The organism is Martelella mangrovi (assembly GCF_040545495.1).
GTDB lineage: Bacteria > Pseudomonadota > Alphaproteobacteria > Rhizobiales > Rhizobiaceae > Martelella > Martelella mangrovi.
The window spans coordinates 433,282-448,811 of record NZ_JBEPLY010000002.1 but is presented as its reverse complement, the minus strand read 5'-3'; the positions used below and the strand labels follow the sequence as shown (position 1 = coordinate 448,811).

14 protein-coding genes and 1 riboswitch are annotated in these 15,530 nt (G+C 61.6%); of the genes, 10 read left to right on the top strand and 4 right to left on the bottom strand.

Annotation, left to right across the window (positions count from 1 at the left end):
• The first annotated feature begins 63 nt into the window (after positions 1 to 63).
• The 6 genes from ABID12_RS04380 to ABID12_RS04355 all read left to right on the top strand — a co-directional run bounded on the left by ABID12_RS04380 (position 64) and on the right by ABID12_RS04355 (position 7,197).
• Entirely contained in the window at positions 64 to 996 is a 933-nt protein-coding gene (locus ABID12_RS04380; protein ID WP_319519159.1) for a carbohydrate ABC transporter permease, read from the top strand.
• A 4-nt stretch (positions 997 to 1,000) separates the two neighbouring features.
• Positions 1,001 to 1,837 (top strand): carbohydrate ABC transporter permease, encoded by an 837-nt coding sequence (locus ABID12_RS04375; RefSeq protein ID WP_354433250.1) that lies wholly within the window; start codon positions 1,001 to 1,003, stop codon positions 1,835 to 1,837.
• Between the two features lie 19 nt (positions 1,838 to 1,856).
• On the top strand, positions 1,857 to 3,020 hold the full coding sequence (locus ABID12_RS04370; RefSeq protein WP_354433249.1) for an ABC transporter ATP-binding protein: 1,164 nt from the start codon (positions 1,857 to 1,859) through the stop codon (positions 3,018 to 3,020).
• A gap of 23 nt (positions 3,021 to 3,043) precedes the next feature.
• A complete protein-coding gene (locus ABID12_RS04365) occupies positions 3,044 to 5,434 on the top strand; it encodes a glycoside hydrolase family 3 N-terminal domain-containing protein (protein ID WP_354433248.1) in 2,391 nt (796 codons plus the stop codon).
• Between the two features lie 205 nt (positions 5,435 to 5,639).
• Entirely contained in the window at positions 5,640 to 6,569 is a 930-nt protein-coding gene (locus tag ABID12_RS04360) for a DMT family transporter (RefSeq protein ID WP_354433247.1), read from the top strand.
• 1 nt (position 6,570) lies between these two features.
• A complete protein-coding gene (locus ABID12_RS04355) occupies positions 6,571 to 7,197 on the top strand; it encodes a LysE family translocator (protein ID WP_354433246.1) in 627 nt (208 codons plus the stop codon).
• Positions 7,198 to 7,212: 15 nt separating this feature from the next.
• On the opposite strand, the gene ABID12_RS04350 is transcribed toward ABID12_RS04355, so the two are convergent.
• Together ABID12_RS04350 and ABID12_RS04345 are read right to left on the bottom strand one after the other, a co-directional pair.
• Positions 7,213 to 8,010 carry a phosphodiesterase gene (locus tag ABID12_RS04350; protein ID WP_354433245.1) on the bottom strand — a complete coding sequence of 266 codons (798 nt, stop codon included), beginning with the start codon at positions 8,008 to 8,010 and terminating at the stop codon, positions 7,213 to 7,215.
• Positions 8,011 to 8,082: 72 nt separating this feature from the next.
• Positions 8,083 to 8,997, bottom strand: coding sequence for an NAD(P)-dependent oxidoreductase (locus tag ABID12_RS04345; RefSeq protein ID WP_354433244.1), 915 nt, complete (start codon positions 8,995 to 8,997; stop codon positions 8,083 to 8,085).
• Positions 8,998 to 9,126: 129 nt separating this feature from the next.
• A riboswitch (TPP riboswitch) is annotated at positions 9,127 to 9,243 on the top strand.
• A gap of 100 nt (positions 9,244 to 9,343) precedes the next feature.
• Here ABID12_RS04345 and thiC point away from each other — a divergent pair.
• Positions 9,344 to 11,152, top strand: a complete 1,809-nt coding sequence (thiC, locus tag ABID12_RS04340; RefSeq protein WP_354433243.1) for a phosphomethylpyrimidine synthase ThiC — start codon at positions 9,344 to 9,346, stop codon at positions 11,150 to 11,152.
• 30 nt (positions 11,153 to 11,182) lie between these two features.
• Here the strand turns inward: thiC and ABID12_RS04335 are convergent, their stop codons facing one another.
• On the bottom strand, positions 11,183 to 12,085 hold the full coding sequence (locus ABID12_RS04335; RefSeq protein ID WP_354433242.1) for a LysR substrate-binding domain-containing protein: 903 nt from the start codon (positions 12,083 to 12,085) through the stop codon (positions 11,183 to 11,185).
• Positions 12,086 to 12,217: 132 nt separating this feature from the next.
• On the opposite strand from ABID12_RS04335, the gene ABID12_RS04330 reads away from it, so the two are divergent.
• From ABID12_RS04330 to ABID12_RS04320, 3 genes are all read left to right on the top strand, one after another.
• Positions 12,218 to 12,841, top strand: coding sequence for a GntR family transcriptional regulator (locus ABID12_RS04330; RefSeq protein ID WP_106303687.1), 624 nt, complete (start codon positions 12,218 to 12,220; stop codon positions 12,839 to 12,841).
• Between the two features lie 168 nt (positions 12,842 to 13,009).
• Entirely contained in the window at positions 13,010 to 13,600 is a 591-nt protein-coding gene (locus ABID12_RS04325; RefSeq protein ID WP_435528161.1) for a biotin transporter BioY, read from the top strand.
• The gene (locus ABID12_RS04320) at positions 13,597 to 14,016 is read left to right on the top strand and encodes a DUF1284 domain-containing protein (RefSeq protein ID WP_354433241.1); all 420 of its coding nucleotides are present in this window, start codon (positions 13,597 to 13,599) and stop codon (positions 14,014 to 14,016) included. Before ABID12_RS04325 ends, ABID12_RS04320 begins: the two co-directional genes overlap by 4 nt.
• 209 nt (positions 14,017 to 14,225) lie before the next feature.
• Here ABID12_RS04320 and ABID12_RS04315 read toward each other — a convergent pair whose 3' ends face one another.
• A complete protein-coding gene (locus ABID12_RS04315; RefSeq protein WP_354433240.1) occupies positions 14,226 to 15,455 on the bottom strand; it encodes a sensor domain-containing phosphodiesterase in 1,230 nt (409 codons plus the stop codon).
• Positions 15,456 to 15,530: the final 75 nt, after the last annotated feature.

The following is a 15,530-nucleotide window of genomic DNA, read 5'->3' as shown; positions in this document are numbered from 1 at the left end:
CGAAATGCTGCGTGTGCCGTTTTTCCCGACCTTCTGGAAAACGCGCGAGAGAAAGGAAACACCATGTCCACGGCGATAACGCGGACGGCTGCCGACCGGCAAAGGCAGCGCAAGAAATGGGTCATGGCCCAAAAGGCAGCGCCCTTCGTCTTCATGGCGCCGGCGGTCATCTTCCTGGCTGTCTATCTGCTCTATCCCCTGATCTCCAGCTTCCGGCTTTCCTTTGTAAACTGGAACGGGCTTGGCGATACCGCCGAATTCGTCGGACTGGATAACTGGGTCCGGCTGATGCATGACAGCGTGTTCTGGCATTCCGCCTTGAACAACATCCTACTGGCGCTATTCTCGATCATCATTCAACTGCCGATCGCGCTGGTTCTCGCCGTCGTTCTGGATGAGGCGAGCAAGGGATCGCGGATCCTCAAGATCCTCTATTTCATCCCGCTTCTGATGTCCTCGGTGGCGCTGGGCGTGCTGTTCAAGAACATCTACGACCCGAATTTCGGCCCGATCAATTCCATTCTCGATGCCATGGGGCTTTACGGCTGGGCGCATGACTGGCTCGGCGATCCGCGCTATGCGCTGGGCTCGGTCATCGCGGTCGTGCTGTGGCAGAACATTCCTTTCTATATGGTGCTGTTTTTGGCCGGCCTCGCCTCCTTCCCGCGCGAGATCACCGAGGCCGCAAGGCTCGACGGCGCCACCCAGACGACCATTTTCTGGCGGCTGAAACTGCCACATCTGCAGGGCACGTTCCGCACCGCCGTGCTGCTCGCGACCATCGGTTCGATGCGCTATTTCGACCTGATCTACGTCATGACCGAAGGCGGGCCGGAAAATGCCTCGCAGGTGATGGCAAGCTATATGTACAAGCAGGTCTTCGCCTCCTTCGAACTCGGTTACGGCACCACGGTCGCCGCCGCCATGTTCATCATCATCACCGTGATTGCGGCAGTCGCCTTCCGCCTGTCCAAACGGTTCGAGACGGAGGTCTGATCCGATGAAAAAGAAACAAGGCTTCAAGGTCTCGCGCGTTGCCATTCCGGTGCTCGGCACGTTCTGGCTGGCGGTCACCACGCTGCCCTTCATCTTCGTGGCTTTCATGAGCCTGAAAACGCAGCAAGAGACTTTCGTCAACCCGGTCTGGGCGCTGCCGGAAAGCTTCAATCTTTCCAACTATATCGAGGTGCTCGAAGGCTCCTTCCTGATCTATCTCAGGAACAGCCTGTTCGTGATCTCGACCTCGGTGGTCATCATCGTGCTGTTTTCATCGATGGCGGCCTATGCGCTGGCGCGGCTGAAATTCAGGTTCTCCGACAGCCTGTTCGCGCTGATCGTTGCCGGCATGATTGTGCCGCTGCATGTCACCCTCGTACCGGTCTATCTGATGACCCGCTCGATGGGGCTCTATGACACGCCAGCCGGCCTGATCGGGCCTTATGTGGCAATCAGCCTGCCGATCTCGGTGTTCATCCTGACGGAATTCATGCGGCAGGTGCCGAAGGAACTCGAGGAAGCCGCCATGCTCGATGGCTGCGGTCCGTTCAAGATCTACTGGAAGATCTTCCTGCCGCTTGCCGGGCCCGGCATTTCCACGGTCGCCATCTATAACGGCATCATGCTGTGGAACGAGTTCGTGTTCGCCTATGTGCTGACGTCTTCTGCCGACAGGCGCACGCTGCCGCTGGCGGTCTGGGATTTTCAGGGTCAGTACGCATCGAATGTCCCCGCCATCATGGCCGTCGTCACGCTTTCCGCCCTGCCTTTGATCATCGTCTACGCCATCGGTCAGGAAAAGATCGTCAACGGCATGATGGCCGGCTCTCTCAAGGGCTGACGGAACCGGAGTAACAACAATGACACAGATCCTTCTCGAAAACGTCGAAAAGCGCTTCGGCAAGCTCACCGTCCTGCACGACATCAATCTGGACATCGAAAACGGCAAATTCTGCGTTTTCCTCGGGCCTTCGGGCTGCGGCAAGTCCACGCTTCTGCGCATGATCGCCGGCATCGAGGAAATCACCGAAGGCGACATCAGGATTGGCGGCGAGGTCATGAACGATGTGCCGCCGGCCGAACGCCGCGTGGCCATGGTGTTTCAGAACTACGCGCTCTATCCGCATATGAGCGTTTATGAAAACATGGCTTTCGGCCTGAAACAGGCCAAGACCCCGAAAGCGGACATCGAACGCCGCGTCAACGAGGCTGCGCGCATGCTGCAGATCGAGCCGTTGCTCGACCGCCGGCCGAAACAGCTTTCCGGTGGCCAGCGCCAGCGTGTCGCGATCGGCCGCGCCATCGTCCGCCAGCCCGCCGTCTTCCTGTTCGACGAACCACTGTCGAACCTCGATGCGGCGCTGCGCGTTCACATGCGTTCCGAAATCGCCAATCTGCACCGCGATTATCCCGAAGCCAGCATGATCTATGTGACCCACGACCAGACGGAAGCCATGGCGCTGGCCGACAAGATCGTGCTGCTGCGCGCTGGGCCGGATGTGACGAAGAAGGGCAGTATCGCCCAGGTCGGCGCGCCGCTGGAGCTTTATCACCGCCCGGCGAACCTTTTTGCCGCGGGCTTCCTCGGCTCGCCGTCGATGAACTTTCTCAAGGTGACGCTTGAGAATGCCGATGCCGACGGCGCCACGGTGAAGCTGGAAACCGCTGAGACATTGCAGGTGCCGGTATCGACCGAGGGCCTTTCGAACGGCGCCGAACTGACGCTCGGCGTGCGGCCTGAACACATGCATCCGGTTGAAGACGACACGACCGAGCAGGTGATCCGCCGAAAGGTGCGCGCCGTCGAAAACTTCGGCGAATACAGCCACCTCTATCTCAACGAAAGCACGGAAAAGCCGATGATCGCCAAGGTCGCGGAAGATGTGCTGAAGGTGCCGGAAAAGCCGATGGCCTTCTTCGTCAAGCCTGCGGCCTGCCATCTGTTTGATGCCGAAGGCGAGGCGCTGGATTATCTGCCAAGCGTACCCGGCCCGCATGAGCTTTCCGAATCCGACGCGGTTTGAACACGAAATACGGAAATAACAAAATGACCAACGAACAGAAAAATCCCGTCTACAAGGACGCCTCGCAGCCGATCGAAGCCCGTGTTTCAGACCTTCTCGGCCGCATGACCATCGAGGAAAAGATCGGCCAGTTGCATGCCGTCTGGCTGTTTCTGGCCGAAGATGGCAATCACCAGACGCGCTCCGACCAGTTCACCGGCGAGACCAATCCCGAGACGTTGAAGGCAATGCTGTCCTCCGGTCTGGGCCAGGTCACCCGGCCGCTCGGCACCCGCAGCATCGATCCGGCCGAAGGCGTGCGCGCGTTGAACGCGCTGCAGAAATTCATGGTCGAGGAAACCCGGCTAGGCATTCCCGTCATGTCACACGAGGAGTGCCTGTCCGGCCTGATGATCAAGGGCGCGACCCTGTTTCCGTCCTCGCTCTCCTTCGGCGCGACCTTCAACCCGGACCTGATCGAAAAGGTCGGCGCGGCCATCGGCCAGGAAGCGCGCGCCATCGGTTGCCATCAGGGGCTTGCGCCGGTGCTCGATGTCGCCCGTGATGCCCGCTGGGGCCGGACTGAGGAAAGCATCGGCGAGGACCCCTATCTCGCCGGCGTGATCGCCTCGGCTTATGTCAAGGGCCTGCAGGGCGAGGATCGCGGCGTGCTGGCCACGCTGAAGCATTATGCGGGCCATTCCGCCAGCGAAGGCGGCCGCAACCATGCCCCCGTCCATATGGGCTGGCGCGAATTGAACGACACCTTCATGCTGCCGTTCGAAATGGCGGTGAAGCTTGCCAATGCCGGCTCAGTCATGCCCGCCTATCACGATATCGACGGCGAGCCGGTTCACGCCTCGCACAACCTGATGACCCGCGTGCTGCGCGATGACTGGGGGTTCGATGGCCTGATCGTTGCCGACTATGTCGGCGTCAGCCTGCTTTACCAGCACCACGGCATTGCCGAAACACGGGCGGAAGCCGCAGCGCTTTCCTTCAATGCCGGCCTCGACATCGAGCTTCCCGGCGATGACTGCGCCAAGGATATGAAGGAAGCACTCGACCGCGGCCTGATCACGGAAGCGAAGATCGACGAGATCGTCGGCCGTGTGCTGAAAGAGAAATTCCGCCTCGGCCTGTTCGAAAAGCCCTATGCGGATGACGGCGGCATCGTGCTTCAGCGTCAGGAGTTTGCCGATATTGCCCGGCAGACGGCAGAAGAATCCATCACCATCCTCGACAATAACGGCATTCTGCCGCTCGCATCGGGCAAGAAAGTCGCCGTCATCGGCCCGACCGCCGATGATCCGTTGGCCCTTCTCGGCGACTACGCTTTCCCCGTCCACCTGATCCACAACGAGGCACAGGAAGAGGTCGAAAGCGTCATCACCCCGCTTGCCGGACTGAAGGCGAAGCTTGGCGCGGAAAACGTCGTCTACGCCCGCGGCTGCAACATCCTCGACGAGCGCAAGGCCGGCGCGCCGGTGTTCCCCGGCGATGTCGATGACAGCACGTCGCTGGAACAGGCCTCCTCGCTTTCATCCCGCCTCGACATGATCCCCGAAGCCGTGGAAGCGGCGAAGAATGCCGATATCGCCATCGTCTGCGTCGGCGATCTTTCCGGCATCTTCCAGACCGGCACGGTCGGCGAAGGCTCCGATGCCGACACGCTGGAGCTGCCTGGCGTACAGCAGAAACTGCTGGATGCCGTGATCGAAACCGGCAAGCCGGTGATCGTCGTCATCTCCTCCGGCCGTCCCTATAATCTCGGCGGTGCGGAAGACAGGATTGCCGCCCAGGTGATGACCTTCTTCTCCGGTCAGGAGGGCGGAACGGCGCTGGCCGACGTGCTGACCGGCATTGTCGAACCGTCCGGCCGTCTGACGCTCTCAATCCCGCACAATGTCGGAGCCGCGCCCTATTTCTATAACCACAGCTTCAAGAGCTCTGGCACGCCGATCGCCCGCCACTTTGGCAGCCGTTATCCCTTCGGCCATGGCCTTTCCTATACCACGTTCGACTATACCGACGTTGCACTGGAAGAAGACGCCGTGGATATCGAAACAGGCACCGTCAAGCTGTCGTTCACGGTGAAAAACACCGGCAACCGCGACGGCATTGCCGTGCCGCAGCTTTACGTCCGTGACGAGATCGCCACACTGGTGCGCCCGGTCAAGGAGCTGAAAGCCTTCGGCAAGATAGCGCTGAAGCCCGGCGAAAGCACCCGCGTAACCTTCGAGGTGCCCACCGACATGCTGAACTTTACCGGCTATGAGGGCCGCCGCATCGTCGAACCCGGCTTCTTCACGCTGATGGTCGGCGCATCGAGCGGTGACATCAGGCTGAAGACGCGGGTCGAGGTCACCGGTGAACGCCGGAAACTTCCTGCCGACTGGCGGATGCTGAGCGGCTTTGCTGCCGAAAAGGCGTAACCGGCCATCGATGCCCTTGATGGCGATCGTGTCAGCCTGGCTGTTCATGCCTGAAAGCAGGGAGAGCAGGCTTTCAGATCGCCTTCGGCATCAGGCCGCGCCGGTTTAAGCGTATCGTTTGCATGCGTTCTGATCATGTATTGCGAGAGAAATATCATTTTTCATCGGGCCTCATGCGTGTTTGGCTGCGCGCATGGTATCCATAATGACGAATACGCGGCAGGCGCGTCTTACCGGTATTGGCGCCATCACCGGCGCCGTGCTTCTGCTTTCGCTTTCCGATGCGCTGGTCAAGCTTTTCAGTGACGATGTCTCGCTGGGGCAGGTTCTTGTCCTGCGTTCGGCCGTTGCGGCCATTCTTCTTGCGATAATCTTCCGGCTGACCGCAAGGAACGGGCGCGCGCTTCTGACGGTAAATCCGTGGGTCTGGGCGCGCAGCCTCAGCCTGACGCTGATGTGGGCGAGCTACTATGCAGCTCTGCCATTCATGTCCTTTTCGCTTGCGGCGGCCTGCTATTACACATCGCCGATGTGGATGGCGGTTCTGTCGGCCATCCTGCTCAGGACGCACATTGGACGGCGCGGGGTTGTGGCGATAGCCCTTGGGCTTGCCGGCGTTCTGGTGATCCTCAGGCCGGGCCCGTCGGAAGTGTCTCCGGTCATGGTCCTGCCGCTGCTGGCAGCGTTTTTTTACGCGCTGGCCGCCGTCATCACCTATGGCCGCTGTCGCGATGTCCCGCCATTGTCGATGGCGTTGAATCTCAACCTTGTCCTTGCGGCGGCCGGTGCGGCCTATGTGATGGTTCTGCTGTTTTTCGGCGCGGGCAGCGATGCAGGCTTTCTGCTTTCCGCCTGGCCAAGGCTTGGTTCCTCGGGGTGGCAGATTCTGATGGGGCTCGGTGTTCTTCTTGCCGTTATCACCGCGGCAGTCGCACTGGCCTATCAACTGGCGCCGGCGCCGGTCATTGGTCTGTTCGATAACGGATATCTTGTGTTTGCGCTGGTGTGGAGCATTCTGCTCTTTGGCGACCGGCCGGGTCTTGTCGACCTGTCCGGTATCGCGCTGATCGGCGGCGGAGCGTTTCTGGCGTCGCTCACCCCGGTAGAGACGGAAACAAGGGCGGAGAGGAGCTAGAATGTCGTTGGAAAGCTGGGTTGCCTATCTGATCGCCTGCGTGGTGCTGACCGTCATCCCCGGCCCGAGCGTCATGCTCGTGATCGGGCAATCGCTGACAAGGGGCAGGGCGGCCGCCATGATGGGAGTCCTCGGCACTGTCGTCGGCTCCATTGCGCTTCTCGGCCTGTCATTTGCCGGTGTCGGTGCCGTTCTTGCGGCGTCGGCCCTGCTGTTTCAACTCGTCAAATGGGCCGGTGTCTTCTATCTGGCATGGCTGGGCATTGAGCAGATCAGGGCGGCGCGCGGGGAAGGGGCGGTCGTCGATCTGGCCCCGGAGCAGGACACCGCAGCCGCTTGGAGCTGTTTTCGTGCAGGCGCGCTCACCGCCGTTTTGAACCCCAAATCCATTGTCTTCTACATGGCGTTTCTCGCGCAGTTCATCGCGCCGGAGGGCAATCTTGCGCTTCAGCTTGCCTTGCTGACCCTGACCTCTAGCCTTGTCGTGGTGGTGGTCCTGGGGTGTTATGCGCTTGTCGCGGCCCGGATACGCACGCTTCTTGGCAGCCGCGCTGTGCGGAGGCGGGCAGGCTATGCCGGTGGCGGGTTCATGATCGGCGGCAGTGCCTTCATGGCGGTAACGCGATAGACGGCAAACGCGCAATCAGAAGAAGGGCAGTGGTCCGGGAAAACGGCCGACCGGCACCCAGTGTGTTGCAAGGCCGCCGCCTTTGCGCCAGTGGTGCAGAAGAAAGGCCGGCGGCTCGACGAAGGAAGCCGGTGATGCATCCTCCTCCAGTCTGAGAGCGATGGCTGTCGTGGTGCTCGGCGCCGTCATCAGCTGGCGACCGCCGAACCCGATCTGCATGAAGCGGTGAATGTGACCGCACAACACGCGCTCCACATTGTCATGCCGGGCGACCAGTGCCGCCAGTCGGTCGCCGCCGAAACATTTGTAGGTATCGATGAAGCCCATGCCGCTGTCCACGGGCGGCTGGTGCATCAAGAGCATTGTCGGCTGATCCGGGCGTTCGGCCAGTCTCTGCTCCAGCCATGCGAGTGACGCCTCAGTGATCTCGCCATAGTGCTGCCCGGGGACCGTCACATCGAAACCGATCACCCTGACGGGCCATTGCGCATGGGTGTCGAAATGCAGCGGCCCTTCATCGGGAAGCCGAACAAGGTCATGAAGACAACGGCGGAAGGTTTCGCGATCGTCATGGTTTCCGGGGATGACGAAGACGGGCTGGCCAAGGCGTTGCAGGGCGGTTCGCACCGTCTCGTATTCGGCTTCCGTGCCGCCATCGACAAGGTCGCCGCCGATAATCACCAGATCGGGCGCCGGGCGCAGTGCCAGAAGCGTATCGAGCGCGAGATCGAACATGGCGTTCGAATCGACCAGTCCCTGATAAAGCTCGCCTTTGGCGCGAAGGTGGGGATCGGAGAGGTGGGCGATCAGCATGGTTTCATCCTCAGGGTTTTCCGGCGGGCACGGTATGGGGCAGTCGCAGAGTGGCGCGCAGCGACAGGTAGATCAAGAGCCGGGCAGGCCGGCACGTGCCTCGAACGCCCGGATAACGGCGATCATGTCGTCCTCCGGGTTCCCCAAAACTTCCGTTTCCGCATAAAGCGCCACACACGCCTCCATCAGCGGAAAGGCGGTGCCTGCCGAACGCGCCGCGTCAGCCACCAGCCGGCTGTTTTTCAGGACATCGGAAATTGCGGCCTGACGGGTGAAATCGCGGTGGCGGAGCTTGTCGATCTTGACCTTCGAGACGTCGCTCGCCATCGGTCCGGCATTCAGGATTTCGGCAAACCGGTCCATGTCGAGCCCGTGCCGCGCCGCGAAGTGCCCGGCTTCCGCTAGCCCCGTGACCATGGTGATCAGGAAGGTGTTGACCGCAAGCTTCATCTGCAGCGCCGCAGGAACCGCGCCGCACTCGAAGACTTGCTTGCAAACCGGTGCGAGAAGGCTGTGCAGACATTTCAGATCTTCCGGCGCGCCCGCGAGCATGCCGACAAGCTGTCCGGCTTCTGCCGGTTTGCGCGAGCCGGAGACCGGTGCTTCCACATAGCGGCCGCCTGCTGCCGCGATTTCGTCAGAGAGTGTTCGGGAATACTCCGCCGAGACGGTGCCCATCGAGACGATGCAATGGCCGCCGACCCGTTCGGCGAAGCGGTCCGTTCCACGCCCGAGGACGGCATCTGTGGCGTGCTCGTTTTCGAGCATCAGAAGCACGGTTTCGCATCGGGAGAACAAGTCGTCTGCCGTTGGCGCAACGGCGGCGCCGGCCTTTTCCAGAGGCATGCAGCGTTCCGGCGTCCGGTTCCAGACGATAACCGGCATGCCGGCTTGAACGAGGTTCAGCGCCATGGGCGTTCCCATCGTGCCGAGGCCGATGAAACCTGTCGGTCTGCTTTGCGGTGCGGGCGCGTTCTGATTGGGCATGCGCGCAAGCGTAAGGCCGATTATCCAATCCGAAAAACGAAATTTATAAAAGTCATACATTTGAAAATCAGGTATGTGGCGTTTTTCGCAGCAGGCGTTGACAAGCTCGCGCATCCGGCGCAATTTTGGCGCGCTCACCCGGGGGGTCCCGACAAGGGGCTGAGATACTGTTGGCTTATGCAGCGCAGTGACCCGATGAACCTGATCCAGTTCACACTGGCGTAGGGATGGTGCATCGGCTGCGCGGGATAAGGCCCGCTGTTCCTTTCAGGCGCAATATGCGCGGCCTCCTCCATTCAACGTCGAACTGGGTCTCCAACGCCAAGAGCTATGGAGGCTCCGACCGATGAAAGATATTTCTCCGACCGTCACCACAGGCCCGCTGCCGGCATCCCGCCGCGTCTGGCACAAGGGCATGCTGCATCCCGAGATCCGCATCCCCATGCGCGAGATCGATGTGCACCCGAGCGCCGGCGAACCGCCTGTCACGGTCTATGACAGTTCCGGGCCGTACACCGACCCGCGGGCCGATATCGCCATCGAAAGCGGCCTGCCGCGCCTGCGCGAGGGCTGGTTGGCCGCGCGTGGCGACACGCATGCCTATGATGGACGCCATGTGAAGCCGGAGGATAACGGCTTTGCCGAGGGCAAGCGGCTGGTGCCGGAATTTCCCGTGCGCCATCAGCCGCGCCGGGCAAGGGATGGCAAGGCCGTGACCCAGATGGCCTATGCCCGCGCCGGCATCGTGACGCCTGAAATGGAGTTTGTCGCCATCCGCGAAAATCTCGGGCGAAAGGCGGCGAAACAGGCGTTGATGCGCGATGGCGAGAGTTTTGGCGCCGAAATCCCCGATTTCATCACGCCGGAATTTGTCCGCGACGAGGTGGCGAAGGGCAGGGCAATCATCCCCGCCAATATCAACCATCCCGAGGCCGAGCCGATGGCGATCGGGCGGAGTTTTCTGGTGAAGATCAATGCCAATATCGGCAATTCCGCGGTGACCTCATCCATGGCCGAGGAAGCGGAAAAGATGGTCTGGGCCACGCGCTGGGGCGCCGATACGGTTATGGACCTGTCCACCGGCCGCAATATCCACAATATCCGCGACTGGATCATCCGCAATTCGCCGGTTCCGATCGGCACCGTGCCGCTTTATCAGGCGCTGGAAAAGGTCGGCGGCATTGCCGAGGACCTGTCATGGGAGGTGTTTCGCGACACGCTGATCGAGCAGGCCGAGCAGGGGGTGGACTATTTCACTATCCACGCAGGTGTACGGCTGCACATGATCCCGATGACGGTGGGCCGGGTGACCGGCATCGTTTCGCGCGGCGGCTCGATCATGGCCAAATGGTGCCTTCATCATCATCGCGAGAGCTTCCTCTACGAGCATTTTGACGAGATCTGCGATATCGCCCGCGCCTATGACGTGTCGTTCTCGCTCGGCGATGGCCTGCGCCCCGGCTCGATTGCCGATGCCAATGACGAGGCGCAATTCGCCGAGCTGGAAACACTGGGCGAACTGACCCAGATCGCCTGGGCGAAAGACTGCCAGGTGATGATCGAGGGCCCCGGCCATGTGCCGATGCACAAGATCAAGGCGAACATGGACAAGCAGCTTGCCACCTGCGGTGAGGCGCCGTTCTACACGCTCGGGCCGCTGACCACGGATATCGCGCCGGGTTACGATCACATCACCTCCGGTATCGGCGCGGCGATGATCGGCTGGTTCGGCACGGCGATGCTCTGCTATGTGACGCCGAAGGAACATCTCGGCCTGCCCGACCGCGATGACGTCAAGACCGGGGTGATCACCTACAAGATCGCCGCCCACGCGGCCGATCTCGCCAAGGGGCATCCGGCCGCCCGCATCCGGGACGATGCACTGTCGCGCGCGCGCTTCGAATTCCGCTGGGAGGACCAGTTCAACCTGTCGCTCGATCCGGAAACCGCACGTTCCATGCATGACGAGACCCTGCCGAAGGAGGCGCACAAGGTCGCGCATTTCTGTTCAATGTGCGGGCCGAAATTCTGCTCGATGCGCATCTCGCACGATATCCGCGCCGAGGCCCAGAAAGAGGGCATGGCGAAGATGGCGGAAAAATTCCGCGAGGGCGGGGCGCTTTACCTTCCGCTTGAAAGCGAAGAGGAGGCTTGAGCCATCTCGAAGCAGTTGCCGGGGAATGACTTATGCAGGTTCGGCGTGCGGCTCTGTGTCAGCCGTTGGCGTCACCTTGCTCAGCGTTTCCCGGCGCAGCACCTCGGCCAGCCGGTCGGCAATGCCTGAAATGTTCGGCGCACGCAGGAGGCGCAGTTCGATTGACGGCAGTTGCGGCAGACCAAAATCCTGCCCCACGCTGATGATATCCGCGGGCCTGCCGTGATCCGTGCGCACCGCGATGCCCAGACCCGACCGCAGCGCTGACCAGACGGCCGGGAGGCTTGGCGTCGTCAGTGCGGCGCGCCAGCGCGTCCGGCTGTCATCCAAAGCCGCCAGAGCGGCCTGCCGGAACAGGCAGGGATGGCTGAACAGCACGAGCGGAACAGGATCGCGCGACAGCGTCGCCATGACATCCTCCGTTGCCAGCCAGCGCATCGGCAGCCGGCACAGCGTTTCGCCCTCGGCGGGGCTGTCGGCGCGGAAGAAGGCGATGGCGGCATCCAGACGACCTGCGCGCACTTCCTCCGCCAGGTTATGGTTTTCGCCCGCCCGGATATCGACATGCACATTGTCGCAATTCTGCCGGAACGCCCGGAGCGTTGCGGGCATCACATCGTCGAAGAAATCCTGCGGCAGACCCAGCCGGACAGAGGCCGTCGTGGCGGCGGCGCCAACCGATAACGCGGCTTCATCGTTGAGGGCGATGATCCGGCGCGCATAGGCGATAAAGGCCTCGCCCGCCTCGGTCGGCACAAGGCCGCGGCCGTTGCGCCTGAAAAGCACGGTCCCTGTCTGCTGCTCCAGCTTCTTCAGATGCATGCTGACGGCCGACTGGGAGCGTCCAAGCTGCACCGCCGCACGCGCGAAACTGCCAAGGTCGGTTCCCACCACGATGGTTCTGAGCGCGTCCATATCAAAAGTCGTCAACATTTCCGAATTTCGCAATCGAGTTCTATGATGTATTCGATATTGAAAAGTTTATGCAGGAAATGCCTCGGGATCAAGACGGTGCTTTGCCGGGCGTCTCTGGACCTTTCGTGCGGCCGCGATTATCTATGATCCATGCCGAACACCAAATCAGAACCTGTCGCCACACGGATCAGTCGCGAACTGGCCGGTCGCATTATCTCCGGCGAGATTGCGGCGGGGACCCGTTTGCGCCAGGACCAGATTGCCGAGACCTTCAAGGCCAGCCATGTTCCGGTGCGCGAGGCTTTTCGGCGGCTGGAAGCGCAGGGGCTGGTCGAAAGCGAGCCGCGCCGCGGGGTGCGGGTTGCCGCTTTCAGCCTCGATGATCTGCGCGAAGTGGCGCAGATGCGTTCCGTGCTCGAGGTGCTGGCTTTGCGCAACGCCGCGCCGCATCTGACCACCTCCATTCTGGATGAAGCCGAAGAGGCGACGCGGGCAGGGGACCACGCACGCGATGTTCAGGTGTGGGAAGAAGCGAACCGCCGGTTTCACAGGCTGATCCTGACGCCATGCGGCATGCCGCGTCTGCTGCGGACCATCGACGATCTTCATGCGGCCAGCGCGCGCTTTTTGTTCTCCGGCTGGCGTGCGGAATGGGAGACGCCGACCGATCGCGATCATCGCGCGATCCTCTCGGCGCTGCGTGCGGGCCATATCGACACGGCCGCGGCCCTGCTTGCCCGGCACGTGACCTGGATCGGACAAAACCCGATCTGAAGCACTGCGGTCCAGAGCGCATCATCTGCCCCATTCAAGACAGACTCGCGATTGCATCCGCATCGCGCAGCCCCTTCTGCGCGGCGTTCTTGCAATGATGACGAAAGTCAGAAACAATATTAGAGATAATGAGTCGAAATTATCTATAATTTTTTGAAGGAGACTTTCATGCCCATGTCGAGCGCCGGTGCCACCGGAAAACAATCCGTCATGATCGACCTGCAGAACCGTCCGCTTGCCTGGAAAATCGGGGCTGTGTTTGTCGGTACGCTGTTTCTCGCGCTGTCCTCCTATATCGAAGTCCCGATGGTACCCGTTCCGGTGACCTTGCAGACCTTCGCCGTGGCCCTCGTCGGCGCGCTTTACGGCTGGCGGCTCGGTGGCGTCACGATCACGGCGTGGCTTGTTGAAGGGGCCCTGGGGCTGCCGGTTCTGGCCGGCGGGGCTGCCGGCATCCATCACTTCATCGGGCCGACGGGCGGATATCTGTTTGCCTTCCCGATTGCGGGCATGGTCATGGGCTTTCTGGCCGAGCGCGGATGGAACGGGCAGCGGATGGTGCTCGCCTTTGCCGGCATGCTTGCCAGCAATATCCTGTGCCTGGTGCTCGGGGCCGCATGGCTGGCTGTGCTTGTCGGCGCCGAACAGGCGATCATGCTGGGCGTGGTTCCGTTTCTTCTCGGCGCAGTCCTGAAATCCGCACTCGGGGCTGCTGTTTTGAAACTGGTTTCGGGCCGGACGGCGCGCCTTCCCGGATGACGGTAAGGCTGCGTCCGCATCATCTGTTGTGTATTCTGACCTTTGTCGGCAAGGGCTACACGCCCGCGTTCACGGCCAATATGGCGGTGATCGTGGGGCGTCTTGCCGAAGGCGAGGAAATCGAGATCATCGAGGGGCCGGATGCGATCTGCGCGCCGCTCCTCGATGAGGCAGCGCCCCACTGCCATCGCGAAAGTGTCGTCGAGCGCGACCTTGCCGCGGCGGCGGATGTCGGCGGTCTGCTGGCGCTGACCATCAAACCCGGAACACGGTTCGTGCTGGATGAAGCGCGCATTCGCCAGCTCCGTCACGCCTTTGCCAAGGGACGCACACGGTCGGCCTGTGCCGGATGCGACTGGCGTGAACTGTGTGGCGCGGTGGCTGCATCGGGATATGCCGGCTCAGCCTTTTCCTGAGCCGCCGGCCTGCACCGCGGCGGTTTGGGCAGGTCGCGACCGCTCGGGGCAGTTCCTGCCGAAGAGGGGGAACCGCCGCCGATCGGCGACCACGCAAATTTCGCGGTAGGGTTTCGCATCGACGCAAAACAGACGAGCCGACCCCTTCCGATATCCAAAGTGAATGTTGTTCAGAACTATTCGACGGTGAGCAGTCCTTGCCGTGAAAATCAGCGTGTGCTGCGTCGTGCCGCAAGCCAGGCATTGGCGTCTTCGATTTCCATAGGCTTGCCGAACAGATAACCCTGACCAAGCTGGACCCCGAGCTGGCGGAGCGTTTCGCATTCGGCTGTCGTTTCCACGCCTTCGGCAATCGTGGTGGCGCCGGTCTGGTTGGCGAAATGGACCATGCCGAGCACCAGTGCCTGTTTGGCCGGGTTGGTGTCGATATCGCGGATCAGCTCGATGTCGAGTTTCAGAATGTGCGGTTTCATCCGCAAAAGCGCGACAAGGCCCGAAAAACCGGCCCCGACATCGTCCACGGCGGTTCTCACGCCAAGCGCCTTCAGCCGGTCAAGCTCAAGGCTCAGCCGGTCATGATCCTCGACCACATCATGTTCGGTGACTTCGACAACGACCCGCGCGGGGTCGGATGTCTGGATGATATCGGCCAGAATGCCGGTCGCAATCGTTTCCGGCGCGGCGTTGACGCCTACCGTCATGTCGGGCGGGAGCTGGTCGAGAAGCGCCAGGGCCTTTGAGATCGACAGCGATTCCAGATCCACTTGCCGTCCGATGGCGCGGGCCTCCTCATACCACAGGTTCGGCGGCCGGTATGGCTCTCCGGAAAAGCGTGACAGCGCCTCGAACTTGATCGGCGCACCGTTCTGTAGCGAAACGATCGGCTGGAGCACCATGTGCAGACTGTCGCCGGTGATCGCGCTGTCAATGCGGGCCGCAGCGGCAGCCGCCTCGCTGCGTTGCCGCAAGCCGGCAGTGATCTGCTTTTTGGCAAGGTCGGCGAAGGTTTCCATGACCTTGAGGTCGCATTCGCCAAGCGCGGGATTGGGCGTTGTGCGCAGGCAGCAGAACATGCCGAAAACCGTACCGTCATCCCTGTAGACGGGAACGCTCAGATGACTGCCGATCGGTATGTTTGTTGTAATCGGCATGGAGACGGCCAGCGGATGCTCGCTCGTGTCTGCCATCACGCGCGGCAGTCTGCCATCCAGAATATGCTGGCAGTAAACTTCCTGCAGGCTGAGAACGGCACCGGGAAAGGCGATTGCTTCGAACCCCGGCGCACTGACGGCGAGGAACACGGAATTGCCGTTGATGATTTCCGACAGATAGGCGACCTGCATATCGAAATGCGTGCGTACGGTCTCGAGGATGAGGTCGAGCATATCCCAGTGTTCACTCGGGTCATCAATGTCGCGCTTCAGGGGCAGGCGGCTCATCCTGGCTGACCTTCGTACATGTGCCGGCGGTTACTGCTTGGCGGAAAGCAGCATGTCCGGCCCTCCTCCTCGATG